The following is a 26262-nucleotide window of genomic DNA, read 5'->3' as shown; positions in this document are numbered from 1 at the left end:
TTTAGTCCAAGAACAAACTGATGCTGTGAATAGTACGGATTCATTTAGATTAATCGCAAGTTCCATTAAAGGTGTTAGAAAAATTATCAGTGAGGTTAATGGAAGCATTGATTCTCTAATGATTTTATAGGACAACGTTGTATGTTCTATAGAGAATATTGCCGCTATTAGTGAGGAATCAGCGGCTACGATTGAAGAAATTTCTTCTTCTGTCGATGAACAGTTAAATGCGATCACGGTTGTTGCAGATTCCGCAAGTGAACTAGATGAGCATATCAATGAGCTAAAGAAAGAGATTGATAAATTTACATTATAAATGAAGAAAGCTCTTTAAAATGATGGTGACTGTTTTTCAAGCAGTCACTATTTTTATATTCTCTTACGGAACCAATAACGGTTAGCCTCGTCTAAATGTAAAGAAAGGAGGATGTGAATGTATTTGAAAAAAACGAAAGAAAACTCAAATGAAATCCACCATCTGCCTAAAGAAGACCAATTAATTTGGTTGATGGAGGAATATGGCGATATGGTGATGAGATTAGCTTACACTTATTTGAAAGAAAAGCAGTTAGCGGAAGATATTTCTCAGGAAGTGTTTATTAGCTGCTACAAAAGTCTAGACCAGTTTCAAAGTAGATCTACATACAAAACATGGCTTTACCGAATTACTGTCAATAAATGCAAGGATTTATTAAAAAGCTGGTCCTATAAAAATATTCAGTACAAAGACTTTATTTTTTCTATTATTAAGGGCAGAACAAATTCTATAGAGGATAGAATGGAAGAATTGGAGGATCAAGCCCTCCTTTTTGAAAAAATATTAGCCCTCCCAATTAAGTTGAGAGAAGTAATTATCCTCCATTATTATGAAGAATTATCGATAAATGAAATGGCTGATTTATTAAGTCAGAACGCGAATACTGTGAAGACGAGACTTTTTCGCGCCAGAAACTTGTTAAAACTTTCATTTGAGGAGGAGAATAGTCATGAAAAATAAATTGAACTATCCCGAATGGAAAAACATCCGTTTTCAAAAAGAGCATAAGCAAAATGTTCTAAAGGCAGTAAGAGAGGGCAATAAAATTATTGAATTAAAAGCTCATCGGCCAAAAACGGGTAGAAGAAAATTCGCTTATTCCACCTTCGCAGCCGTAGCCATATTCACACTACTCATTGTTTTTTCCAATCTATCACTTGGCATGGCAAAGGTCACAGCGAAAATTCCATATTTAAGCTTGTTCATTAAACAAGAGGAATACAAATATGCTGTTATTAATCTTGTTGGGGATACGTTGATGGAAAATCAGTTCGAACCTCATGACTGGGATATTTCGGTTCCAAAGCGAGAAATCAAACTAGAGCTTTATGAATCGAGCAAAAAGGATAATGCAAAAGCAAAGGGAAAAATTCATGATGCCTTAATGGATAACAATTTCGGCAAGTATAAGATTAAAATTCAATCTGTGAAAGACGACCGAGTGCCAATGGAAGAACCCAGTCCAGAGGTTGAAAAATACATCCAGGAAGGCATGGAACTTGAGAATAAAATTATTGAATGGTTAAAGCAAAATAATTACGTCATGGCATTCCCACCACAAGCTCGAGTCGTTGATAAATATATCTACGTCGCTGTTCCGAAAACAGAATCGAAGGAACGAATGGCGGCGTTGAAAAAAGGACTTGAGGAATTATCTAAACCATATGGAGAACCATTCCGATATCGAGTCACCAGAATCGATATGGCAGCCCGTGAACAAGAACAAAGATGGGGGGAATTGGGACTTATTCATATCATCGGTGGCGGATTAATGGAAAACGAGACTTTTAAGGTGAAGACCTATTCGTATTCCTTCCATCCACTGCCACTGCAAATTACTATTAAAACTACCGTTAAATCAACAGATCCTGAAGCTAAAGAACTAGCCAAAAGGATCAAAGACGAAATCATGACCTTCATCAAAACGGACGAAAGAACCAAAACCGTTCGTAACGATCCTTTTGAAATAACCGTATTGGGAAAGGATAAGAAGAAGATTAATTAAAACAAAAAACCTTGTAAAGATTATTTAAAAGAATGACCTGTAAATCTATTTACAGGTCATTCTTTTGGGACAATTCCCAAAAAAGTAATTCCAACACTATTCTCTTTTAACAGATAATGTATTCAACTCCTGTTTAATTCGTCAATTACTCCATTAGTCGTAGTGCAACTGAAAATAACCAAGACCAATTTCTTAAGAAGCTTCCACAGTTTGAACGAATCTTCGCCTCACTTTTACAAGTAAAATTAAGAAAAGTGATTCGGAGGTATAGCACTATGAAAATAAAAGAACTGATTCTTGAAACGACTGAACTGAAAAAACTATTTGATTTCTACCATATACATTTTGGTTTTCCATTAATAAAAATGACTAGAGATGAATTCACTATCAAGATTGGGTCAACTCATTTAACCTTTATAGAGGGGAATGAGAACACTAAACCATTTTATCACTTTGCTATTAATATTCCTGAAAGTAGGATGAATGAAGCACTTAAATGGATCGGAAAAAGGGTAAAGATAACAACCTATGAGGGAGAGAAAGTAATTCATTTCCAATCATGGGATGCACATTCTGTTTATTTTAATGACCCTGCTGGCAATATTGTTGAAATAATAGCAAGACATCAACTCAAAAGTTCATTAACAACCAAAGCATTTTCAAATAATGAGTTTTTAAGAATAGATGAAATAGGGATCCCTGTATTCAATGTACTAGAAGTAGTTGGGAAAATAAAAAGTGAGTTGGGAATATCAGAATGGAAGCAACCATCCGATACATTTGCGGCAATTGGTGACGAGGAAGGACTATTCATTATCGTTAAGAAAGATCGTCCGTGGTTTATGAGCGATAAAAAAGCAGCAATCTTTCCGATTCAAGTGATAATTGAGGGAGATAGATCATGGATATTCTCATATTTAAATTACTCTATTCGCTCTGAATAGTTTGGGATCTTGCTATTAAGAACTGTTTATCGTAGGAGAAAAGTGTCGATTAAAACGCTAACTTCCTTTTCATAAAATAGAAAGATGTAATCATATTGTGTAGAATATACCTGACTATGATCACACATGAAATGTTCGCTGAATCAAAATGATTTTTATAGGAGTAGGAGAACATATGGAATCATTTATCATTACTAATGTAACTGTTTATACTGAAGAAGATTTCTATAAACAAGGTTTTGTGAAGGTTGAAGATGGAATCATCACTAAAACGGGACATAATGATGAACTAACAGAAGAAATAATAAATGGAGCAAAGATCATTACTCTAACCCCTGATTTAGCACTAATCCCAGGAATGATTGACATTCATATTCATGGGGTAGATGGGGTAGATACAATGGACGCCACACCAGAAGCCTTACATACAATGGCAAAGGCACTTCCTAGGGAAGGAACAACGAGCTTTCTCGCGACAACTATAACACAGAGTGAAGAGGAAATTGAAAAGGCACTTCAAAATGTGGCCAATTATATGGGAATGTCGAAAAAAGCTGATGTTGCAGAGGTGGTGGGCATCCATCTTGAAGGACCGTTTATTTCGAAAAAGCGGGCAGGTGCTCAGCCTAACCGATATATTAAGGCACCTGACCTTACTCTTTTTATGAAATGGCAAGAACTTAGTGGTGGAAATATTAAAGTTGTTACTTTAGCCCCTGAGGAAGAAAATGGTTTGGAGTTTATACATCATTTAAGTCAAACAGGAGTGGTCGCTTCTATTGGTCATTCGAACGCAACGTATGAGGAAGTAGATCATGCGATTAATGCTGGTGCCTCGCATGTGACCCATTTGTTTAATGGGATGTCGGGTTTACATCATCGTGAGCCTGGTGTAGTAGGTGCCGCGCTCTTACGAGAGGAATTAAAAGTCGAAATGATTGTCGACGGAATTCACATCCGACCAGAAATCGTGAAGCATACGTATAGAAGTAAAACAAGTGAATCGATTCTTCTCATTACTGATTCAATGAGGGCAAAATGTTTAAAAGCTGGCCAATATGAACTCGGTGGTCAAAAGGTCATCGTGACAAGGGATCGTGCAACTTTAGAAGATGGCACATTAGCTGGCAGTATTCTCAAAATGGGGACGGCGCTACAAAATTTTCAAAAATATACTGGGTGCCGTTTAGAAGAGTTGGTGAAAATCACATCTATGAATCCAGCAAAGAGCTTAAATATTTTTGATCGAAAAGGAAGTATCACGGAAGGAAAAGACGCTGATTTCGTTATTTTAGATTCCAACTTGAATATAATGATGACGTATTGTCGTGGCCATTTGGTCTATAAAAGAGGTGAAATGGATGAATGTAATAGCTGTGAAGAATGATACTGAATTAAGTGAAATTGCCTCAAAAATGATCAGTGAAAAAGTTAAGACTAAGAGTGCCACCATACTCGGACTAGCGACGGGGGGGACTCCTGAGAAAACATATGATCTACTCATTCGAGATCATCAAATTAATGCGACTTCCTATCAAAACGTTCGGACAGTGAATCTAGACGAATACATCGGGCTCGCAAGTGATCATCCACAAAGCTATCATTACTATATGATTCATAAATTGTTTCAATATCTCGATCTAAAAATGGAAAACACCCATATTCCAAATGGAATGGCTTCCGATTTACAGGAAGAGTGTAAAAGGTATGATGGCTTAATTGAAAGTCTAAACTATCCTGATCTTCAAATATTAGGAATTGGAAGTAATGGTCATATCGGATTTAATGAACCGGGGACGCCTTTTTCACAGAAAACGTATGTTACAAAGCTTACTGAATCAACCCGTAAGGCGAATGCCCGTTTCTTTCATCATCAGAAAGACGTTCCAACACATGCCATTACAATGGGTATCTCAAGTATTTTAAAAAGCAAAGAAATCCTATTGCTGGCATCAGGTGAATCCAAAGCAAAGGCAATAAAAGAACTACTATCAGGAGAAATAACCGAAAACTTCCCTGCCTCAGCTCTTAAACTTCACAAACATGTAACCGTGATTGCAGATGAATTGGCACTTAAAGAAGTGTCTACTGATATGGAAAGCTTTAAGATCTAGGTAGGATTAATTATCAAACAAAATAGGAAATGGTCCAGAGCCAAAGTGCTCTGGACCATTTTTTCAAAAAGCTATACCTATAAATCTGGACTTTCATGCTTCGCTTTAAGCTGTCTCCAGCGGCGTTCTACTTCTTTGTCGAATAACTGAAGCATTTCTTGACTGCTTTCTTGGAGCAAATGCTTCGTTTTCCCCATCAGCTTCAACCACTCAGTGACGTCAATACGTTTGTTCTTCTCTTCTGGATTGTACGTAACGGTCGTGATTCCGCGCTCTACTTCGTAAAGAGGGAAGAAGCAGGAGTTTACGGCTGCCTCAACGATTGTTTGTCCTAGTTCATCTTTCGATTTCCAGTTCAGTGGGCAAGTGATTAAAATTTTCCCGTACACAAGACCCTCATTCTTCGCATACCACTGCGCTTTTGCTGCTTTTTTCAATAGGTCGCGGTCGAACGCTTCGGTTCCTGTGAATACGTAAGGAATATGGGTAGCCGCCATAATTTGAGCAGTATCCTTGTGATGGAAGGGCTTACCGTTTTGGAAGCTGCCGACGCCCGAAGTACTTGTCATATGTCCCATTGGTGTTGAATAAGACATCTGACTTCCTGTATTCATATAACCTTCGTTATCGTACTCCAAAATAATCATTTTATGGTTTCTTAGTGCCGTTCCGATCGCTGGTCCCATACCAATATCCATTCCACCATCGCCTGTGACCATGACAAATGTAAAGTCATCACTTAAACCGAGCTTTTCAAATTCGCCGCGTCGTTTCCGTTCATGGAACATTTCGACTAATCCTGAAAGGGTAGCCGAACCATTTTGGAAAAGGTTATGGATGTAAGTGGCTTTATGTGAACTGTATGGATAGCCAGTAGTAACGACCATTGCGCATCCTGTATGGAATAAAGCAACAATATCTCCTTCAATCCCTTTGAAGAACAATTCTAAACCTGAAAAAATTCCGCAGCCCGGACAAGCTCCGTGTCCTGAAGCTAATCGTTTCGGTTTTTTCGTTAAGCTACGTAAGGGTGGAATTTTCACGTTTAATTGGCCTGTTTTTTCATCAGGAGTAACAGTGATTAGCCCTGTGTTTAAATCTTCTTTTTTCATTGGATTCAATACGCGTTTCGGAGCAAGTTCAGCTCTTCCCGGTTCATGTCCATAATAGTCAAAAGGTTTTTCTACATACGCTTGTTCCGCTGCATCTTGGGCTAGTAGAAAAAAGCTTTCTGCGTCATCGGCGTAAAAATCTTTGCCGCCTAAGCCATAGACACGATTGACAACCTTTGTTGTCACATTTCCATAAGTCTGTAATGTTGCTCTCACTTCAAGAGCCATATTACCACCATGTGCACCGTAAGAGTCCGCACGATCGCCAACTGTAATTGCTTTCACATTTCGCAATACTTCAGCAAGCTGTTTTTGCGGGAATGGCCGGATCATATTTGGTGTGATGACACCAGCTTTAATCCCTTTTTCACGAAGTCGGTCCACTACGTCTTTACAAACCTCAGCTGCTGAATTCAGCATAAATACCGCAATCTCGGCATCTTCCATTCGATATAAATCGAGTACAGGATACTCGCGCCCAGTCAGCTCAGCATATTCTTTTGATATTCTCTCATAAACTTCTTCCGCTTTATACATCGCTTCAGATTGCTGATAACAGTTGTTTATATAATCTGGTTCATTCATATATGGTCCAATCGTTACCGGATTATCACGATCTAAAGCGTGACGGAAGTTTGGATTCGGTTCACCAATAAATTGTTGAACATCTTCTTTACTCTTGATTACCTGAACACGTCTCTTTTGGTGAGAAGTGAAATATCCGTCGAAGGAAACGATTACCGGCAAACGAACCTCTGGATCTTCTGCAAGTTTAATCGCAATCAAGTTCATATCATAAACAATTTGTGGATCACGAGCCATTAAGATCGGCCATCCTGTATTTAAGGCAAAATAAAGATCGGAATGGTCACCGTGAATGTTTAAAGGTCCTGATACGGAACGGTTCACGAGATTCAACACCATTGGAAAACGTGTTCCTGATTGTACAGGAAGCTGTTCCAGCATATATAAAAAACCATTCGCACTAGTTGCATTGAATACACGCCCACCGCCTGTTGATGCACCGTAGCAAATTCCAGCTGAACCGTGTTCACCGTCAGCAGGTATTAACACGATATCATGCTCACCCTTCGCCTTCATTCCATCAAGGAACTGGGCAACTTCCGTAGATGGAGAGATTGGGTAATACCCCATCACATGATAATTTATTTGGTGTGCTGCATAGGCAGCCATTTCATTACCTGATTCGAATACAATCGTTTGTTCAACCGAACCAGTTGGAATGTTTACGTTTTCACTTTTTAAATCAATGGACATACAGATCCCGCCTTTCTTTTAATTTTGCGTGACTAGGTCAAATAGATGAGGGACACGATGAGTTTCAGCGTAGCCATCATTGTATTCTCGCTCACTTGTTAGCGCTTCCACCGGACAAGCATGAACGCATTTTAAACAGCCTTTACAATACTGGTAGTCAATCCCTTTAAGAAACATTTGTGGTCTGCCTTTTTTATCTTCCTTTTCTTCCCAAACGAAACAAAAATCAGGACAAGCTGTATCACATGCGGCACAGTTAATACATTTACTATCATGAAAATGAGGAAGCATTCCCGCACGTGAAATACTTAAATCTTTTAAAATACTATTTCCAGGATTAATGATCATTCCGCCTAATGGCTGTGTTTCATAGCCAAGTATTGATTCTGCACGTTTAAAAGGTTTTGGTTCCACCCCTTCTTCAGGGTTATACGTTTTAAATTCCACTTCATGGTAGCCGCGGTCAAAGGTTCGAATATTGGGCTCTACTAAATGTGGATATTTTTTTTCAAATGTTTTACGAATCGTATTTCTCATAGATTCTGGATCTAAAAAATCTAAAATTCGGTAAAGCGCACCGAGCATTGCGGTGTTTACTTTTGTTTGTTCTTCCAAAGCGATTTCGGTCGCGTTAACAACTGCGATCGTTCCACCAAGGATATTCATTCCTTTTTTTAGTTCGTCTGAAGTTTTTTGTGAGTTTACTAGGATGGTGCTGTCAGGATAAATTCCACTTGTGCAGTCGATTGTTTTAAACAAGGCATCATGGAAAATGCCGACAACGTGAGGGCGTTCAATTGGTGTGGTATCTCGGATGTTTGTGCCAGGTTCACAGAATCGAATATGTGCTTTGACAGGGGAGCCTTTCTTTTCTGATCCATAGGAAGAAAAGCCAACTCCATTTAGACCATTTCCGACGACTCCATCTTCAGAGAGCATTTTTCCAGCTAAATTCGCTCCCAATCCGCCAATCGATTCAAGGCGGATTTCAAAAAAACCTAAATCATTCTTTTTTGATAGTTTTGTCAAAAAGAGTTCCTCCAATCTGTTTGATTTACCCCTAGTGTGTAGAGGTGGAATATTATAAATTTTCAATAAACTTATATGGTAAATTGTAACAGGATATGAAATCAAATACAACAGGTTTTCCGTGACAAGCAAACACCATGAGGAATCTTTTCTAATTACAAGGTTGAATACCGAATTTGTGATATAGTACAGAATTCATTTTGTATTATAACAGAATGTATTTTATTACTTTGGTAATAAACACAGATATCCCTATAACATTAATTTGTTATAATTGTTAAGTTAGAAAAGCCTGAAAAGAGGTTACAAAATGAATAAAACAATCGGGATTTTAGCACATGTCGATGCTGGAAAAACAACATTTTCAGAGCAACTCCTTTATCATACAAAAAGCATTAAACAAAGAGGGCGTGTCGATCATAAGGATGCCTTTTTAGATAGTCATGAAATTGAGAGACAACGTGGGATTACGGTATTTGCCGATCAAGGAATGTTTTCCTATCGTGACTCCAATTACTACTTAATTGATACACCAGGTCATATTGATTTTTCCCCAGAAATGGAACGAGCCATACAGGTGATGGATTATGCCATTATCATTATTAGTGCTGTGGAGGGGATTGAAGGTCATACTGAAACTGTCTGGGAGCTATTAAGAAAATATAGAGTACCTACTTTTTTCTTTATCAATAAAATCGACCGAGTGGGTGCAGATGTAAATAGAGTGATAAAAGAAATTCAACAGAACTTAACAGAGGATGTATGTGAGATGACAGACTCCTTTCATAATGGTGAAATGGGGATCGCTCTTGCTGAGTTTGTTGCCGAACGGAGTGAATCGCTTCTCGAATACTATTTGGAAAATGGGTATCAACAAGAGTTATGGCTAGAAAAGACTAAAGAATTGATCAAGGATCATAAGATTTTTCCTTGTTTTAACGGATCTGCGCTTCAAGATATTGGCATTGAAAATTTTTTAGAAAAGTTCGATCAATTATCAGTGACGAATTACTCAAATCAAGGAACTTTTTCTGGTCGAGTCTATAAAATTCGTCATGATAGTAGTGGGACTAGGATTACTTTTATTAAAGCATTAAGTGGAACGTTAAAAGTTCGAGAGGAAATAAGCTACGGGGAAGAAGAGAATCGGATTTCTGAAAAAATAACACAAATACGTGTATATAGTGGTAACAAATTTAAAACAGTTGATCAAGTCGTTGCAGGAGAGCTAATTGCGGTAACGGGCTTATCAATGACATCAGTTGGTGATGGAATTGGATCAATAACGGAGAAGGTTTCTTATGAAATGGTTCCAACCCTTAAATCAAAGGTCATTTTCGAACCGATTGTAAATATTAAAGAAGCGATCCAATATTTTAAACAACTGGATGCGGAAGATCCTTCGTTAAACGTAAGTTGGGAAGAAAGCCTACAGGAAATTCATATTCATGTTATGGGAACGATCCAACTAGAGGTATTAGAGCAACTAGTTTGGGAACGGTTCCAGCTAAGAGTTTCTTTTGAGGAACCAGAAATTCTTTATAAAGAGTCGATTGATTCAGTAGTGGTTGGTTACGGTCATTTTGAGCCTTTAGGGCATTACGCCGAAGTTCATCTTCAATTGGAGTCAGGGGAAAGAAACGAAGGGGTTGTATTTGAGAACCGTTGTCATGCAGACGATCTATCTGTTGGAAATCAAAATTTAATTCGTCACCATGTTTTTGAAAGGGAACATCATGGACTATTAACAGGCTCACCATTAACTGATCTAAAAGTGACACTATTAACTGGACGAGCCCATAATAAGCATACTTCAGGCGGAGATTTTCGAGAGGCTACTTATAGAGCATTGCGACAAGGTTTGGAAAAAGCAGCTAATATTCTTCTAGAACCCATTTATCAATTTAAAATTAAAGTAGAATTAGACCATATGGGCCGTGTAATAGCTGATATTCAAACGGCACATGGAAGTTTTGGCACTCCGAAAACAGTAGCGAACAAAGCGATCATAACTGGACATGTTCCGGTAGCAACATTTATGAATTACAGCACCAAACTTGCTTCTTTTTCACAAGGAAAAGGAACGCTAAGCTTAGTATTTGCTGGCTATAGCCGTTGTCATAATGAGAACGAGGTTATCCAACGAATGGGGTACAGTAAGAATGCAGATCCTGAATACACCTCATCGTCTATTTTCTGTGCGAAAGGACAGGGATATTCAGTTCCATGGGATGAAGCGGAAGAGAAGATGCATTGTTTATCATAGTCATAGGTTGAATTTGAAGAGATTCAAATAGATGCATTAAGATGTATGTAGATGTTTCATAGAGCTTTTAGTAATAGAGTCATAATAATTATGGCTCTATTACTATAGTTTGGAATATTGAAGCTAATCATTAAATCTTCCCATAATAATGGTGTTATAGTAGTGACCATCAGAAAGGACTTTGTCTTTTTTTAATACTCCTTCTATTTCAAAGCCAAGCTTTTGATAAAGTTTAATGGCTTTTTCATTTGTTTCAAGAACATTCAATGTTATTTTTTTAATACCACTGGAATTTGCCCAAGATATAGATTCTTTTAAAAGATTTTTTCCAATACCGTATCCCCAAAAATCTTTCAATACGCCTACTCCGAATTCTACTTTATGTGAGAATCTTTTTAAATGACTTCCTTCGCATCTTGAAAAACCGACAATTCGATTATGAACGACAGCAACTAAAAATAAGTTTCCTAGATTCTCAGTATCCGCTTTTATTAACTGTTCAAATCCATTTATATCTATGAACGCTTCGCCTTTTTCTCTATCTAAGTTTTCAGTTTCTCCGTCAATTTGTAATCGTATTTTAGACAATTCCTGTGCATCCTTTTCAATTGCAGATCTAATCGTATAATTTATCCCATTAATATAATAATCCTGATTATTAATTATCATGATTTACTCCATTCATTATTAAGTTGATTTTCGAAAAACGTTACTACATACTGAATTTTAGCTTTTCTATTATAGAACGATCGTTTGTCGTATTCAATTGATTCATTTTACAAAATAATATTTTCCCTTTATTTCCATATCATCTATGATTATTGGGAAGGAGGGATTTTATTTTGATGGTAAAAATGAATAGAAAGTTGTTTGATTCGCTGGAGGATATAGAACTTGGGGGAAAGTGTTTTGAACCGATTATTCCACTAATTCGAGGGAAAGACAATTGGGTAAAAACTCAAGTTTATAACAAATTAACTAAAGGACAGCAAGCCTTATTCATGTTCTGTGCGTATTATAACCATGTAAGTAAATCCTTGGTTGAGTTTTATTGGTGGAGTGCATATTATTTGGCACAACCTAAGATCTGGTCTGAATTAAAGCTTGGGTTACAGTATTTTAAAGCAGATGCCATGATTAGGCTACTTGATGATATTGAGGAGAGATTAAAAGATTGGGATCATCCAAGAAATATAGAAACATTCGATGTATCTTATAGGGACCTTGGAAACGATCCGGAGCTGCAAACTATAGTTAGCTCTTTAAATACCCAGTTCAACAATATTTCTCCTGAAATTTTAATTCAAATTGGATATTATATTCGAGAAAATCCACATGAATTTATAGAGTTTGAGGATTAGAGCTTTTAACTGATCTAATTTGGTGGGTCATCTTTCATAGGTACTCCAACCTCTAATTTAGATTGCCTTTTCACAAGTGATTCTAAATTTTTATCGAAAAACCCATTTCTTCTGTTAAATGAAATGGGTTTTTGAATTGGGGCTAAAGTTGTATAAAAAATTCAATCTTATATATTATTTAATTTCTGGAGGATTCAGATACCATAACATATATAACATACATTAATCTTTTATAAAATCATTGTTGTTTCACGGTAGAAAAAATAATGGGAGGGTTATTTATGAAAATCTATCAAGTTAATTTAAGTTGTTTTTATTTAGAAGAAATGAAACGATTCTATACGGATGTTTTAGAAATGGAACTTATATCTAGTACTAGTTCGTCCTTTTCGGTTATTGGAGGAACAACAAAATTAATATTTTATAAAACGGATAAGGTTCCTTTTTATCATCTTTGCTTTAATACAAGTAGCGAATTTTTTGAATATATTTTTGAAAAGTTGAATATGAGGTCTTTGCTTCTAGAAGATGAAACAGGAGAAACGAGAATGTTTTGGGAGGGAAAGGAGGCATATTTTACTGATCCAGATGGTAATGTTCTTGAAATGCTAGAGCGTCCATTTAATTATGATAATGAAGTTCCAGTTGGTTGGTATCATGTTAGTGAAATTGGAGTTCCTGTAAACGATGTTAAGGGATTTCAGAAAAGCCTTTCATCCTATATAAAAGACGAGGAACAGAGAGATAATGATCAGTTTGCTTTTTATGGAGATCAAAACGGTCATTTTGTATTAGTGAAAGAGGGTCGAAATTGGTACCCGACAAATAGAGAATCCAGCATTCATCCCATTGAAGTCATCATTTCAGGTGAAAAGGATCATACTTTCGATATTTTGAATTATCCATATACCTTTATAGTCAGGAAAGAATGGGAAATAGGTGCTCCAAGTGTACAATTTAGAGTTGCCCGCCCAACGAATCAACTCGAAAGAATAGTAGAGTTTTACCAACAAGGCCTAGGTTTAAAAAAAATAGGCGAGTTTCGGAACCATGAAGGTTATGACGGCATTATGCTTGGACTTCCAAATTTTGAGTACCATCTTGAATTTACACAATCAGCGGAACCAATAGATCTACCCACTCCGACTAAGGAGCATTTACTTGTTTTCTATATTCCAAATAGGTTTGAAAGAGACAAGATTGTAAAGAGATTGACAGATATGGGCTACGGACAACAAAAATCAGAAAATCCATATTGGGATAGAGGTGGAGTAACCATTGAGGATCCTGATGGCTATCGTATCGTTTTAATGAATACATCAGGAATATACTAATGTATATAATTCTATTAAAAACTGCTACATGATCAAATGCAAATATTGAAAAGAGAGCCTTAGATCGATGAAAATTATGAAAGTACTTTATCCCAATTTGAAGACCTAAGGGGTTCTTTTATTCATTGGATCAATTCCTTAACAAAATAAAAGAATTTATTCATGGAAGAGATAATAAAATGGTAAACGAACTAATCAACTTTGCTAACGTTTTAATATTAAAAGGGCTGTCTGTCATAGGAGTTTAAACTCCTACACAATCTAACCATTACGGTCATAAGAATGTAACACTTCTGTCATGTTTTTTACTAGTGATTTTCATAAGTTTTAAGTCTTGTTGCCACCATATTTACCAATAGGGTAATATCAATAAAACATGGATTACATCTTTGAAGAACTTGAAATATAAAAAAAGTCTAATACCTCGGTATTTTTACCGAAGTATTAGACTGATGATCTACAACCATCACTTACTATAGTGCTTTCTGAGTTATTTCTGAGTTTATTACCTTTCTACGAAATAAGTATACGGCGTTTTCAACTGATGGTGGAAGTAATAAAGAGGAAAGAGATTCATTACACTCTATTACAAATTCTTTTTGGTTACTATAAACCTCATGATTGCCAGAATAAGTTGGACTTTTTGTTCCAATAACAATATAAAGTTGGACTGAATCCGTTTCAAAAATATGTCTTTCAAATGTATTGCCTGGAGGTGTCCACGAACAAATAACAACCTCTGGTCTATATTTTCGCAGGGCCTCTTTTGCACCTAGTTTTTCAACAGAGCCTGGATATTTAATATAATGTTCCCAACTGTAATCATCGGTTCCATGACAATCTGTGCCATGTTCTTTAAGAAAATGTGTTAATGTTCCGTCGCCAGCCCCCAGTTCTAGACACTTAGAAGAACCAATCAGTATGGAGAGCTCCTGAATCAATTTTTTAGAGTAAAAACAATAAATTCCCTTACTATTGACTAATGGCATTAATACCTTTTTGTCAGTAATCAGTGGCCAAAAAAGCTTGAACCAGAAAATGGATGCAGGTTTTCTCACCAAATCGCGCTTAAATAGTAATTTCTGAAGAATGAATCCATCCCAAAAATTCAATTTCACACTTGCGGATGTTTGATTGGAATGAGCAAGCATATTTAGCTTCTCAATGATCGAAATAGCCATTCTAGCTTTGATAATTTCAGGAAGGTAGGAATCCAAGGACTTGGGGCTATTTCCACTTTTCTTAATATAATGAATAGCATAGTTAGCTTTTGCTTTGTATTTATTAATAAAACCTACTATATCTTCTACACTAGCACTACCTTGTAAACTGGAAATATCTTTTATTACCTCCTGGTACAGATGGTGATACTTGCCTGTTAGTGTTTCGTGGTCTAACTCGTTTGCTAATATTTTCTCTGCTTCAGTTTTAGTGAATCTGTACATTATTCCACCCTTTTATTAGAAATGAATTCAACTCGCTATAATTTTCCCATAAGGGGTAAAAAATGTAAATTTTATTATTAATATTAGAATTTATAAGTATTTATGATTTTATCGCTAAAGCAGGTAAAGAGTATCGGAAGGAATTCTGTAATATTTCAAATAATATCCCGAAAAATGAGACGAATTCAACTACTTAGGTAAACAGTCTAATCTAACTATAGTTAGAAATTTAATCCGTTAAAAATCAATTCATTTAGGAAACTTTTCATATGAGTAATCGTCAAATAGTTGAAACGATTTTGAGGGGAGATATTTGTGAAAAAAATACTTTCAATTTCTACACTAATTTTACTTTTACTAGTTGGTTGCCAAAACACTAAAAACGGAATACTTGATACATCTAAATTAAGTAAAGTCGAAATGCAAGATGTATCTGAAGAAGAAGAAAATCACAATCCCGTTACCTATAAAGCGCCGTCTGTTAAGGTTGGACTAGAAGCACTACCTTTTGAAATGACATTACCTGAAAATTTCCCTTTTGATGCAAAACCTTTTCAAGCTCCTTTCATTTACGATAACTCTCATGACGGTAAAAAAGTATCGATTAAATTTATTACGAATTCAAAAGATGAAGAGGGAAAGATACTTTTAGATATAACTGCTTTTAATGAAGAGTTTTTAGAAATGAGTCAAGAAGCAGAAAAAATCAACTTAAATAAGGAGATTACAGGATATTACTACGAGAATATGTTAAATTTTCATAGTAAAGGTATTTCATATATTGTTTTCTATAAGAATGATACTATTTCAAAAGAACAACATAAAAAGGAAATAGTTGAAATGGCTAATCAAATACTTGAATAAATGGTAAGCTTGGGGATTTATCCCAAGCGTTTTATGTTTTGTTTAACAAAATATACGGTTCATTATAATTATAATTATAATTATAATAAATACTTACTTATTGAGTTCAATAACTAGGAAACTTCTAGATTGGGAGTAGGCATGATTCTCGATTCAAAAATTGCTGTATGAGAATGAGCAAACTTTGAAGAGAATGTTCTCTTTAAAGATGATAAATTGGGGATGTAAATGCCAATATAAAGATCTAGGAGGCTCTTCGATTTATGGACCATTTCCTTAATAATGTGAAGAATTATATAAATGAAAATGATAAAAAAATTGTACACGAACTAATCAACTTTGTTAAGGTTCCAAATGATGTATTTGATACAAATCAAATTTATGAAAATGCATTATTTTTAAAAAAGATGATGGAAAGTCGAGGGATTGAGGTTGAAATCTGGTCCAGTCCTAGCGGAAGTCCTCTTGTATATGGCGAGTTCATTTCCAATCCAGATGCAAAAACGATTTTGATTTATAGTCATTTTGACGGAGTTCCCGTCGAGACAGCAGAGTGGCATTCTGACCCGTATGAGCCAGTTTTTCGTGAAAGGCTTCCTTTTGGAAAAGGGGATGATTGGAATTTCTTAAATTATGAAGATATAGATAAATTTGAAGGATGCTATAGACTTTTCGGTCGTTCCGTTGCTGATTCTAAAAATGCGATTGTAGCGATCTTGACAGCTCTAGACTACATGAAAGTAAAGGATAATAAACCTGCTGTGAATCTAAAATTCCTTTTTGATGGGGAGGAGGAAATTGAATCACCGAATTTACATCGTTTAATGGAAATTCATCGAGAAAGAATTTCCTGTGACTTAGTCATCTCTGCCTCTGGTGAAACACATCAAAGTGGTCTACCCACTGTGGAATTAGGTTTTCGGGGAATGCTGCAACTAGATTTACAAGTATATACGATGTCTACAGATCTACATAGTGGTCATTTTGGAAACTTTGCACCCAATGCAATTCAACGTTTCATTCATTTGCTTAGTTCCATGAAAAACGATTCGGGAGAGGTCATGATTAAACATTTTTATGATGATGTCATTCCCTTATCTAAGTCAGAACTTGATGCCATTTCGAAGATACCAAAAATAGAAGGAAAAATACTTGAACAATTTTCTATTTACGAGCCAGAGATGAAAAACAAATCTTTACAGGAATTAATCAATCTTCCAACGTTTAATATTCGCGGCATCACTGGTGGTTTTGTTGGAACGTCTGCCCGAAATATTATACCAAGTGTCGCAACAGCTGAGATTGATATTCGTTTAGTTCATGGCATGGATCCTGATAAAATCCTTCATCTCATGATCCATCATATCGAAGAACAAAATTGGACAGTAATGTTTAGAGAACCGAGTGCCGAAGAATTACGTAAACACCCTCGAATTGTGCAAATCGTTAAGAAAGGTAGTTTTGTTGCAACGAAAACACCAATGGATACTTCTCAAGCTGCTTTTGTTATTGATTCTGTAAAACGAGCTATAGGGGAAGAGTTGGTTGTAATGCCGACGGAGGGAGGAAGTCTACCATTATATGTATTTCAACAAATAGGATTACCTGTTATTGGTATTCCAACCTCCAATTTTGATTGCAATCAGCATACTCACGACGAGAATTTAGAGCTCAACTATTTTTATCGTGCCATCGAAATTTTTGCCTCCATTTTCTTAAATGACTTTTAAATGTAAAAAAACCCATTCGAAATGGGTTTTTTTAGCTCGTATGTCGTCTTCGAAATTCAGAAATCGTACAGCCCATTCTTTTCTTAAACACTCTTTCGAATGTATTTAAGCTTCCGAAACCAACCTCATAACAAATGGTCGTAATGTCTAAACGAGTTGAAAGTAATAGATCCATTGCTTTTTCTAAGCGAATGTTCATAATATATTGACTAGGTGTGCATCCGATAATCTCTTTAAAGGCACGGATAAGATAGAATTTACTTAGATTTGATTCGGCAGATAATGCATCTAACGATATTTCAGTTTGATAATTTTCAAGTATATATTCGATCACTTTTTTTATAGTCGGGTGTTCATTCAGAAGCACTTCTTTTCTCCATTGCTCACTATGGGAACCCTCATGGATTGCCAATAAGGTTTCTGCTAGCTCCCATTCGAGTTCTTCCATACGAACCAAGTCATCCTCATTATAAAGGTTATTACTAATTGCCTCATCAGCTATTTTGATTAGCTTATCTGAGGAACCCTCTTTATAATTTGAAAAATCAACAACAGTAATACTATTCCTAATACGAGAAAATAGGACTTTTTCTAAAAAACGTTTGTTAATATTTATGAGTAAAATCCGACTTTCATTTTCCCCAGTAAAATGCAAATGTTTCTCCCCAGGTTGAGTAATCATTCGGATATTTTTGTGAAGTTGATTTGATTGATTATTTAATAGTAAGCTAGGATCTCCAAGAATAGGAATGGTAATTTGGAAATCCTCTCCATGATCATGTTCGACAGGATCGGATGAATGAGGTTTTAAATGAGTCATCATAAATTTACTATTCTTTAGTTTTAAGTTTAGATATCTCACCTTATCACCTCGGATGATCCATAATTTTAAAGCTTCTTTCACATAAGTATAGAAAATAAGAGGATCTGTTTCAATCATTTAGAATGCTCCAACTGTCCAAAACGTCCTTCCCATTTAATATACTCATTTCAATGTGTTGAGTTTCCTTTGTCGCGCTTTTTTTGGAGGCTTTGTGCATAGAAATTCAATTAAGGATTCTAATTCTAACTTCATTTTCAGCAAAGTTTATTTAATGTGTCTAAATTTTTTTGAAAAGGTGAATAAAGATAAAGTGGAGGGAATGAACAAATTCGAGTATTTATAAATGAACGGAGGGACAAAAATGAAACTAATAACAAAATTAAAAGGGTTATGGTTTTTCTCCTTTGTCATATTTGGAATCGGTGTTCTTCTAGACTTATCAAACGGTCAATTACATTTACCAACTTTATTTATATTTATTATATATTCTATTCTTTATTTTATTGCCTCCAAGCAAAGTGACCAAAAAACAAATCGGAGTACTTGATCTTTATGCTTAATTAGCAATAGCGGTGACAATATCGATTTATTTATACAAAAGGGCTGCCCAAAATAGTCGGTTATCGCAGACTAATTCGGATAGCTCTTTTAATTAAGTTCTATGAATTTCAAATCTTCATATCTGAAAATACGCGAATAATTTATAAAAAACGCAAAAAATGCGGGAGACCGCAATTTTATTGCGTTTTTTATTTATATAAGAAACTTTAAAATTGCACATGCAAGATGACATAAGGTGAAATACATCTTATTTTCCCATTTGTTTAGCTTAGGGCTTTAAATATTAACTGCAAGTAAAGGAGAATTTTTATGAAAATAATAATACAACGCATCTTGGTCTATTCCACCTGTTTTATTCTTTTCTTTGGGGGAGTCGGCTGGCTTGGATATAATCGTTCATTGGAAGATTTTGATGAAACTTATTCTAGCTATGACGATACTAATATTTCTATAAATCAAGATAAAGTTAAAATACCTATGTACAACCCTGAAAAACCAACTGCGGTAGTTTTATTAGGCGAGCCAATAACAGAGGTATTGGACTTTTTGGTACCTTACGAGATGTTGGCAATGACAGGTGCTTATAATGTGTATGCTATTGCTCCAAAGAATAAAGTAATGTCCATAACTGGAGGTTTAGAAATCATACCACATTACTCCTATGACGAAATAGATCGTTTGCTATTAGGTAAAAGCCCTGATGTTATTGTTGCTCCAGCTATCCGTATAACTGACGAAAAGAAATATAAACCTACGCGTAAATGGATTCAAAAACATTCCAAGAGTGAATATACAAAGTTTATAAGTATATGTAATGGTGCCAAGAACCTAGCTGATGCAGGTTTACTAGATGGAAAATCAGCAGCAACACATTGGCAAGTCATTTCCTCAATGGCTAAGAAGTTTCCTAAAGTAGAATGGATTAAAGATCAACGGTATGTCGAAGATGGAAATATTATTTCTTCAGCGGGACTTTCTGCTGGAATAGATGCCATGCTGCATTTGATTTCTCAGGAGCTAGGACGGGGAATAGCATTAGATATTGCACAAAAAATGAACTACCCGTCATTACATTTTCTAAAAAATCCAAAAATGGACCCATATTTTAGGGATATACATTTTATTACTACTTTTGTATTTAATATTGCATACCAGTGGAATAAAGAAGAAGTTGGTGTTCTACTCTATGATGATATGGAAGAAATGGCTTTATCGTCTATTTTTGATACATATTCAGATACTGGAACAACTAGAACATTTACGATTGCCAGCACAGAAAATCCTATTGTTACCAAACATCAGCTTAATTTAATCGCTAGACATAAAATCTCAGATACACCTAAATTAGATAAGATGATTGTTTCGGGAACTCGAGCAAAATCATTGGTAAAGGATACCGTTAAAAATTGGGAAACAAAGAATAAGAGTAGCGATGTTTTATTTGTCCACAGTGATTCACCTAATAGATATATCTTTGAGGCGCCTATTGAAGACTTGGCGAAACAGGAAGATAGATGGACAGCTAGGTATGCCATAAAAAGATTGGAATATCGAGCCAACAATATTCATCTTGAAGGAAAACCTTTTCCGTACGAAACTTATTTTAATCTATTTTTAACTTGTTTCTTATCAATATTGGTAGCTTTTGTTATTGATAGAAAATGTATAGCTAAAAAGAATAAGTCTAAAAGGGGATTAGAGAGGTTGAAATTTTGAAAAATAGAATATTTCTGGCTTTAATAATTACGATATCTTTAATGTGGGTTTTACATAACATTTCAAATACTTTCATTGTAGATCCATTAGCCACTAAAATTTTGAAGGTTAAGAATCCGTTTAATACTTCTGTTTGGTTCATTGATTTACGCATCCATGTAATAAGCTCATGTATTGCTTTAGTAAGTGGAGCTTTTAATCTATCTAAGTGGAGTTTTAAAAAGAAAAAAAATCACAAAATAAATGGTTGGATCTATTCAGTATCAGTTATTATTAGTGCCTTAAGTTCAATATATCTTATTTATTATGCAACTGGAGGCATTATGACTTCTTTCAGTTTCTCGGTATCTACAACTATATGGTTATATTCTTTGTTTATTTCGATTGTAGAAATCAAAAACTCTAATTTAATCAAACATAAAGAATGGATGATCCGATGTTATGCTTTGACATTATCAAATATTACTTTGCATTTAGTGGTGAATATATTATCTAAATTACTAAACATAGATTATATTCATGCGTGGACTTTTTCAAGTTGGTTAAGCTGGACCTTAAATTTGCTAATTGCACAAATAGTAATATTAAATATAAGAAAAAAACAATTTAGTCAAATGAAGCCCTACTCCTTTTAATAATGTAGTTATATGATAGAACTAAGTATGATTAAAAAGAACTATAATTTTTAAATAAAAAGCGTCAAATAATCTCTAATCCTTTTTACGGATTAGGGGACTATTTGACGCTTTTCTTTTACTGTTTTAACTTGGGGAATCATAAAGATAGTTTAAGTATTAATGAAATCCTATTTTTTTACCATGGTGAGATGGCACTAAACGTTCTTTACCGGCTAGAAAACTGAATACAAACATTAATATTATCATTCCTATGGTTGCTATAAAGACTTGAACAATTCCTTCACTTAAAGCATTCTGAAGTGTTTGGAAAACCTGGTGTGGGACTAAAGCTTGAATAGTTGGATCGACCAGCAAGTTGGGATCCTTTAGTAACTCTACTTGTTCTTTATTAAGATCTTCAATTTCCACAATCTTAAGTACAGATTTCGAGACTTGTGAATTGACAATGACAGCTAGCAAACTGCTTCCTAATGCCATGCCAATATTACGAAAAAAGCTAACAATAGATGTGACGCTGGTTGTATGCTCGTGATTGACCGAAGTTTGAGCGAGCAATGTGGTTACAGGAAAAAGAGGTCCCATTCCTAAACCAATTAAAATCATTGCTATAAAAAAGAACATATCCGTTGTTTGGGCATCAATCTGTATTAAAAGTAAGCTTCCTAGAGTCATCAGCAAAATAGAAGAGAACATCAGAGCTCGAGGAGAAATCTTTGCCAATAAATGCCCACCGATTCCAGTACCGACAATCATTGCAATAATCATATGGACCACAATCTTTCCAACATGTGTGGCTGAACCTCCAAGTACACCTTGGATAAAGAACGGGATATAGACCATTACGGCTATCATGACAAATCCCTGAATTAGACCAACAGCAGATGAAGACACCACTTTTTTATTAAATAAATGAAGAGCGATGATCGGTTCTTTGGCTTTCTTTTCAATTTGAATAAATATGTACGTAAACAGCACGCTTAAACTAAATAAGGTTATGGTTTGCCATGAAGTCCATGGAAATTCTTTACCTCCTGTTACTAGGCCAATCATGAGGGGGGCAATTGCTAAAGTGAGAGATGTTGCACCTGCGTAATCGATTGACACTTTTTTGCGAAGCTTTTGTTCTTTATAAAATAAAGCAATTAAAACAGCAGCGATAGCTCCGAGAGGTACATTGATCCAGAACACCCAGTGCCAAGAAAGGTTGTCAGTCAAATATGCTCCAACTAGAGGACCAAGTATTAAAGATAATCCATTTATAAGAGCGAATAACGCTTGCATCTTCCCTTGTTTCTCAGGTTTCACGAGTTCAAATATCATACTGAAGGCAATCGGCATTAGCGGTGCTGCTCCTAAACCCTGTATTGCCCTATAGGTAATTAACTGCCACATGGATTCAGCATTTGCCGACAATGCAGACGCCACTACAAATGTCATGAACCCAATTAAAAGAAAAGGCTTCTTTCCGTATTGATCTGATAATTTGCCGAAAACCGGAATAAAAATGGTCGATGTTAGCAAGTAGACAGAAAACACCCAGGAAAAGACATCCATTCCTCCAATCTCAGCTACTACAGAGGGAATGGCGGTAGCCATTATAGTGTGGTCTAAATTTTCCATAAACACTCCGATAAATAGAGCGGTTAAAACAACCCGTACTTTTGTTGATTTCATTTTTAATCCTCCTCATTACTTTTACAGCTACAATATTTAACGTAATACATTTGTTGTTTATTATCCACTGTTGTATAATTACAAATATAAACTTTTTAGTTAAATTGTCAATAGTTTAAAATCAACAATAATTGTATTTATCAAATTTTTTATTGTAGAATCTTAAGTAAATAAACTGTTTAAGGGGAATGAAAATGAGTGCGAGTATATTTAGCGAGTTTGCAAATGAATTTTTAAAACTTTCTGGAGTATTAGGTTCAGACAAATCATTTGTGAAAGGATTGACTCCTAAACAGGTACACATTCTAATGGAGGTCGGTCAGAATACATTTAGACATGGGGACTTGGCAAGTAATTTAGGGGTTGATCCCTCAACCCTCACAAGAACGCTGGATCCTCTGGATAAAGCTGGGTATATTGATCGTCAGATGAATCCAGAGAACCGTCGAGAGGTATTAATCAGGCTATCGGAACATGGCCTTTCTGTGCTTCAGGAAGTCAATCAAAAAATGAATGAACTATACACTCTAATATTAGCTCAAGTTCCCGATGGGAAAGTTGAACAAGTGGAGTCGAGTATTAGTATATTGTTAAATATCATCAAACAAATGGATTTCAAACATTAAAAAAGAAAGGAAGGATAGGGGAAACTCCGCCTTAATCCTTATTACGTTTGAGTAATATTTTGCGGTTTTTTATTGTAAGTGGTGAAGCGAATAGGTAAACGGAGCAATATCTAGTTAAGATTCTTGACGCTATTTTATAAGCCATCATTATGTTAAAATTCAGATATTAATGCAAAGGGAGGAAGAAACATGTCAGAGCATCTAATTGTCTTAAACAAAGATGAAGACACAATATCGATAGTGAATCTAGAAACAAACAAGATTGAAAGAACAATTGAAACGGATCATAACCCCCATGAAGTGATCGTAACTCCCGACGGAAAAAAGACATATGTTGCGTGTTCCTTAGGTAATAAGCTTGACATCATTGATAATGATACATTTGAGATCGTGAAAAGACTTGAACATCCCGACTTTAATTTTCCTCATGGACTTGGGCTAACACCGGATGGGAAAAAGCTTTACCTAGCTTCTACATACAGTGAAAAGGTATTTATTATTAACACAGATACAGATGAGATTGAAAAAGTCATTCCTACATACCAAAAGTATTCTCATATGATTTCTTTTTCACCAGATGGAAAAACTGTGTATGTACCAAATATCGGTAGTCATAATATTACGGTAATCGATGTGGAAAAAGAGGAGATCGTAAATCATTTTCCAGTAGGGCCTGGACCTGAAGGAGTGGCTGTCCATCCAAAGGGTGAACATCTTTATATTGCTAACCAAGATGATGACACTTTAATCGTTGTGGATACGAAAACTTATAAAGTTCTTCATAAGCGCCGTGTTGGTAAAATACCTGTTCGTCTCGTTTTTTCCCCAGATGGCAAATATGCACTCATCGCGAATCGTGATTCGGGAGATGTGTCTGTGATTGAATGTGAACAAAAAATAAATGGTCAAGTTCGTCCTTGGGAAATTAAACGAATCCCTGTCGGCATATGGGCTGGTGGTATTGTCTTTAATGAAGAAGGTACATTTGCTTATGTGGCAAATAATAAAACAAATGATGTATCGGTATTAAACATGAGTACGTTAAAAGAAGAAACCCGTATTGATGTTGGAATTCATCCTGACGGAATTGCCTATTTAAAGAGATAGAATCTATTATTCTTGCAATCATGGTATGATTAACCAAGGGGAATCTTATTTTGAAATTTAGGTGGTACGCTCTTGGACACTTTAGTCCATCTATACCATTTATGATCCTTTTCTACTAGCGGTTATCGTTCATTTTAGACATGAATCAAATCGATATGCTAAAAGTCAGTCATACATTATGGAAAAAGGGATTTTTAAAACTAGAAATGAATAAAGCCTCCCAATGTTGAGAGGCTTTATGATTATCCTACTGAATGCAGTAGAAAATTAGTTAAGAACAAAATAGAAATAATAAATATAGGTAACGATAGCTGCTTTTGTCTGTTTGTAAAAAGCTTTACTAAAGGATAAGCAATAAATCCGAAGGCAATTCCGTCAACGATACTATAGGTTAATGGGATCATAATGATCACTAAGAAGGCTGGAAACGCTTCGGTGAAATCTGTAAAATCTATATTTACCACATTTGTTAACATTAAACCGCCCAAAATGATGAGTATAGGTGCAATTGCGGCGTTTGGGACTAATTTTATAAAAGGCATGAAGAAAAGGGATGATAAAATTAATAAGCCTGTTACAACAGAAGTTAAACCTGTTCTTCCACCTGCTTCTATACCTGCTGCTGTTTCAACGGTTGAAACGGAAGGACTCGTTCCTAAAAATCCGCAAACAATTGTTGAAAGGGAAGTCGCTCTTAAAGATTTGGAATTTTTCTCAGGTGCTTGAAGCATTCCATTGACTTGAGAATGGAGCAAGCCGATATTTTCAAAAACTAATACTAATGCTAATGAAAAAGTAGCCGTCCAAAATGGGATCGTACTAATTTTTCCAAAGTCAAAGCTAAACATCACATTCTGATAACTCTCAAAGGATATGAAACTAGTATCCATTTGGGAAAAATTCAATAATCCAAAAAAATAGGAGATAAGTGTTCCCACTATTATACTAATTAAGAAATTCCCAGGTACTTTTTTCAAAAATAAAAAGAGAGTAATAATTAGATTGATGATTGAAGCTAATACCAATGGAGAAGATAATTCCCCTAACGCAACGAAGTTACTAGGATTATTAATCACGATACCACTTTTTTGCAAGCCGATAAAAGCGATAAATAAGCCGATTCCTACTGTTATCGATTCCTTTAAAGAGGAAGGAATCGCCTTTGAGATTATGGTAGATAGTTTGGAAAAGGCTACTATGGCAAATATGACACCTGAAATTACAACAGCCCCTAATGCTTCCATATAGTTGAGCCCTAGTGAACCCACTAACGTATAGGTGAATAAGGCATTAATTCCCATTCCAGGAACGATGATTAAAGGTGCATTTGCGATAAACGCAACCAATAAACAGCCTACAAATGAAGATAATACCGTAGCAATAATCCCAGCTTCTAATGGTATTCCAGAATCCTGAAGAATGTGTCCATTTACAGCGATGATATAGATGATAGAAAAAAACGATGTTAATCCTGCTGTAACCTCCTTTTTCAAATTTGTCTTGTTTTCTTTAAGCTTGAAAACTCCTTTCATTTTATCTCACACTTTCGTATTCGCCCTCTCCCACCCGCATATAGTAAAAACTCATACTTATGCCAG

Annotated in this window: 22 protein-coding genes and 1 pseudogene; 16 read left to right on the top strand and 7 right to left on the bottom strand. The window is 35.5% G+C overall.

Going from position 1 to position 26262, the window contains the following annotated elements:
- Positions 1-433 precede the first annotated feature (433 nt).
- The 5 genes from ACFSO7_RS12900 (at position 434) to nagB (ending at position 5100) form a co-directional block, all read left to right on the top strand.
- On the top strand, positions 434-997 hold the full coding sequence (locus tag ACFSO7_RS12900) for a sigma-70 family RNA polymerase sigma factor (RefSeq protein ID WP_377877736.1): 564 nt from the start codon (positions 434-436) through the stop codon (positions 995-997).
- Positions 987-2042 (top strand): DUF4030 domain-containing protein, encoded by a 1056-nt coding sequence (locus ACFSO7_RS12895; protein WP_377877735.1) that lies wholly within the window; start codon positions 987-989, stop codon positions 2040-2042. Before ACFSO7_RS12900 ends, ACFSO7_RS12895 begins: the two co-directional genes overlap by 11 nt.
- Positions 2043-2317: 275 nt before the next feature.
- A complete protein-coding gene (locus ACFSO7_RS12890) occupies positions 2318-2986 on the top strand; it encodes a VOC family protein (protein WP_377877734.1) in 669 nt (222 codons plus the stop codon).
- 175 nt (positions 2987-3161) lie between these two features.
- Positions 3162-4373, top strand: a complete 1212-nt coding sequence (nagA, locus tag ACFSO7_RS12885; RefSeq protein ID WP_377877733.1) for an N-acetylglucosamine-6-phosphate deacetylase — start codon at positions 3162-3164, stop codon at positions 4371-4373.
- A complete protein-coding gene (gene nagB, locus ACFSO7_RS12880; RefSeq protein ID WP_377877732.1) occupies positions 4348-5100 on the top strand; it encodes a glucosamine-6-phosphate deaminase in 753 nt (250 codons plus the stop codon). The genes nagA and nagB overlap by 26 nt, the downstream gene beginning before the upstream one ends.
- Before the next feature lie 77 nt (positions 5101-5177).
- On the opposite strand, the gene ACFSO7_RS12875 is transcribed toward nagB, so the two are convergent.
- Positions 5178-7490: a thiamine pyrophosphate-dependent enzyme gene (locus ACFSO7_RS12875; RefSeq protein ID WP_377877731.1), complete on the bottom strand. Its 2313-nt coding sequence runs from the start codon at positions 7488-7490 to the stop codon at positions 5178-5180.
- Positions 7491-7508: 18 nt separating this feature from the next.
- Positions 7509-8519, bottom strand: a complete 1011-nt coding sequence (locus ACFSO7_RS12870; RefSeq protein WP_377877730.1) for a 2-oxoacid:acceptor oxidoreductase family protein — start codon at positions 8517-8519, stop codon at positions 7509-7511.
- A gap of 310 nt (positions 8520-8829) precedes the next feature.
- On the opposite strand from ACFSO7_RS12870, the gene ACFSO7_RS12865 reads away from it, so the two are divergent.
- On the top strand, positions 8830-10785 hold the full coding sequence (locus ACFSO7_RS12865; protein WP_377877729.1) for a GTP-binding protein: 1956 nt from the start codon (positions 8830-8832) through the stop codon (positions 10783-10785).
- 123 nt (positions 10786-10908) lie between these two features.
- On the opposite strand, the gene ACFSO7_RS12860 is transcribed toward ACFSO7_RS12865, so the two are convergent.
- Positions 10909-11454 (bottom strand): GNAT family N-acetyltransferase, encoded by a 546-nt coding sequence (locus ACFSO7_RS12860; RefSeq protein WP_377877728.1) that lies wholly within the window; start codon positions 11452-11454, stop codon positions 10909-10911.
- 173 nt (positions 11455-11627) lie between these two features.
- Here ACFSO7_RS12860 and ACFSO7_RS12855 point away from each other — a divergent pair, with 173 nt between their 5' ends.
- From ACFSO7_RS12855 to ACFSO7_RS12845, 3 genes and pseudogenes are all read left to right on the top strand, one after another.
- Entirely contained in the window at positions 11628-12146 is a 519-nt protein-coding gene (locus ACFSO7_RS12855; protein WP_377877727.1) for a hypothetical protein, read from the top strand.
- 266 nt (positions 12147-12412) lie between these two features.
- Positions 12413-12742 (top strand): annotated as a pseudogene (locus ACFSO7_RS12850) (VOC family protein); the annotation flags it as partial.
- A 318-nt stretch (positions 12743-13060) separates the two neighbouring features.
- Positions 13061-13480, top strand: coding sequence for a VOC family protein (locus ACFSO7_RS12845; RefSeq protein ID WP_377878006.1), 420 nt, complete (start codon positions 13061-13063; stop codon positions 13478-13480).
- A gap of 473 nt (positions 13481-13953) precedes the next feature.
- On the opposite strand, the gene ACFSO7_RS12840 is transcribed toward ACFSO7_RS12845, so the two are convergent.
- Positions 13954-14925: a class I SAM-dependent methyltransferase gene (locus ACFSO7_RS12840; RefSeq protein WP_377877726.1), complete on the bottom strand. Its 972-nt coding sequence runs from the start codon at positions 14923-14925 to the stop codon at positions 13954-13956.
- Between the two features lie 315 nt (positions 14926-15240).
- On the opposite strand from ACFSO7_RS12840, the gene ACFSO7_RS12835 reads away from it, so the two are divergent.
- The gene (locus ACFSO7_RS12835) at positions 15241-15789 is read left to right on the top strand and encodes a hypothetical protein (protein WP_377877725.1); all 549 of its coding nucleotides are present in this window, start codon (positions 15241-15243) and stop codon (positions 15787-15789) included.
- Between the two features lie 263 nt (positions 15790-16052).
- Entirely contained in the window at positions 16053-17519 is a 1467-nt protein-coding gene (locus ACFSO7_RS12830; protein ID WP_377877724.1) for a M20/M25/M40 family metallo-hydrolase, read from the top strand.
- A 31-nt stretch (positions 17520-17550) separates the two neighbouring features.
- On the opposite strand, the gene ACFSO7_RS12825 is transcribed toward ACFSO7_RS12830, so the two are convergent.
- The gene (locus ACFSO7_RS12825; protein ID WP_377877723.1) at positions 17551-18459 is read right to left on the bottom strand and encodes an AraC family transcriptional regulator; all 909 of its coding nucleotides are present in this window, start codon (positions 18457-18459) and stop codon (positions 17551-17553) included.
- 244 nt (positions 18460-18703) lie between these two features.
- Between ACFSO7_RS12825 and ACFSO7_RS12820 the strand changes: the two genes are divergently transcribed.
- From ACFSO7_RS12820 to ACFSO7_RS12810, 3 genes are all read left to right on the top strand, one after another.
- On the top strand, positions 18704-18889 hold the full coding sequence (locus tag ACFSO7_RS12820; protein WP_377877722.1) for a hypothetical protein: 186 nt from the start codon (positions 18704-18706) through the stop codon (positions 18887-18889).
- A gap of 323 nt (positions 18890-19212) precedes the next feature.
- Positions 19213-20619 carry a DJ-1/PfpI family protein gene (locus ACFSO7_RS12815; protein ID WP_377877721.1) on the top strand — a complete coding sequence of 469 codons (1407 nt, stop codon included), beginning with the start codon at positions 19213-19215 and terminating at the stop codon, positions 20617-20619.
- Complete coding sequence (locus ACFSO7_RS12810; RefSeq protein WP_377877720.1) at positions 20616-21254, top strand: DUF2306 domain-containing protein; 639 nt, start codon at positions 20616-20618, stop codon at positions 21252-21254. Before ACFSO7_RS12815 ends, ACFSO7_RS12810 begins: the two co-directional genes overlap by 4 nt.
- 159 nt (positions 21255-21413) lie before the next feature.
- Here ACFSO7_RS12810 and ACFSO7_RS12805 read toward each other — a convergent pair whose 3' ends face one another.
- Positions 21414-22931 carry an MDR family MFS transporter gene (locus ACFSO7_RS12805; RefSeq protein ID WP_377877719.1) on the bottom strand — a complete coding sequence of 506 codons (1518 nt, stop codon included), beginning with the start codon at positions 22929-22931 and terminating at the stop codon, positions 21414-21416.
- 194 nt (positions 22932-23125) lie between these two features.
- On the opposite strand from ACFSO7_RS12805, the gene ACFSO7_RS12800 reads away from it, so the two are divergent.
- Together ACFSO7_RS12800 and ACFSO7_RS12795 are read left to right on the top strand one after the other, a co-directional pair.
- Positions 23126-23557, top strand: a complete 432-nt coding sequence (locus ACFSO7_RS12800; RefSeq protein WP_377877718.1) for a MarR family winged helix-turn-helix transcriptional regulator — start codon at positions 23126-23128, stop codon at positions 23555-23557.
- Between the two features lie 189 nt (positions 23558-23746).
- Complete coding sequence (locus tag ACFSO7_RS12795; RefSeq protein ID WP_377877717.1) at positions 23747-24664, top strand: YncE family protein; 918 nt, start codon at positions 23747-23749, stop codon at positions 24662-24664.
- 242 nt (positions 24665-24906) lie between these two features.
- Here the strand turns inward: ACFSO7_RS12795 and ACFSO7_RS12790 are convergent, their stop codons facing one another.
- The gene (locus tag ACFSO7_RS12790) at positions 24907-26196 is read right to left on the bottom strand and encodes an NCS2 family permease (protein ID WP_377877716.1); all 1290 of its coding nucleotides are present in this window, start codon (positions 26194-26196) and stop codon (positions 24907-24909) included.
- Between the last annotated feature and the right edge of the window lie 66 nt (positions 26197-26262).

Origin of the sequence: Bacillus sp. CGMCC 1.16607 (assembly GCF_042683745.1) — a bacterium.
Classification (GTDB): domain Bacteria; phylum Bacillota; class Bacilli; order Bacillales; family Cytobacillaceae; genus Pseudoneobacillus.
The sequence above is the reverse complement of the archived record's forward strand: the minus strand, read 5'-3'. Positions and strand labels throughout refer to the sequence as shown.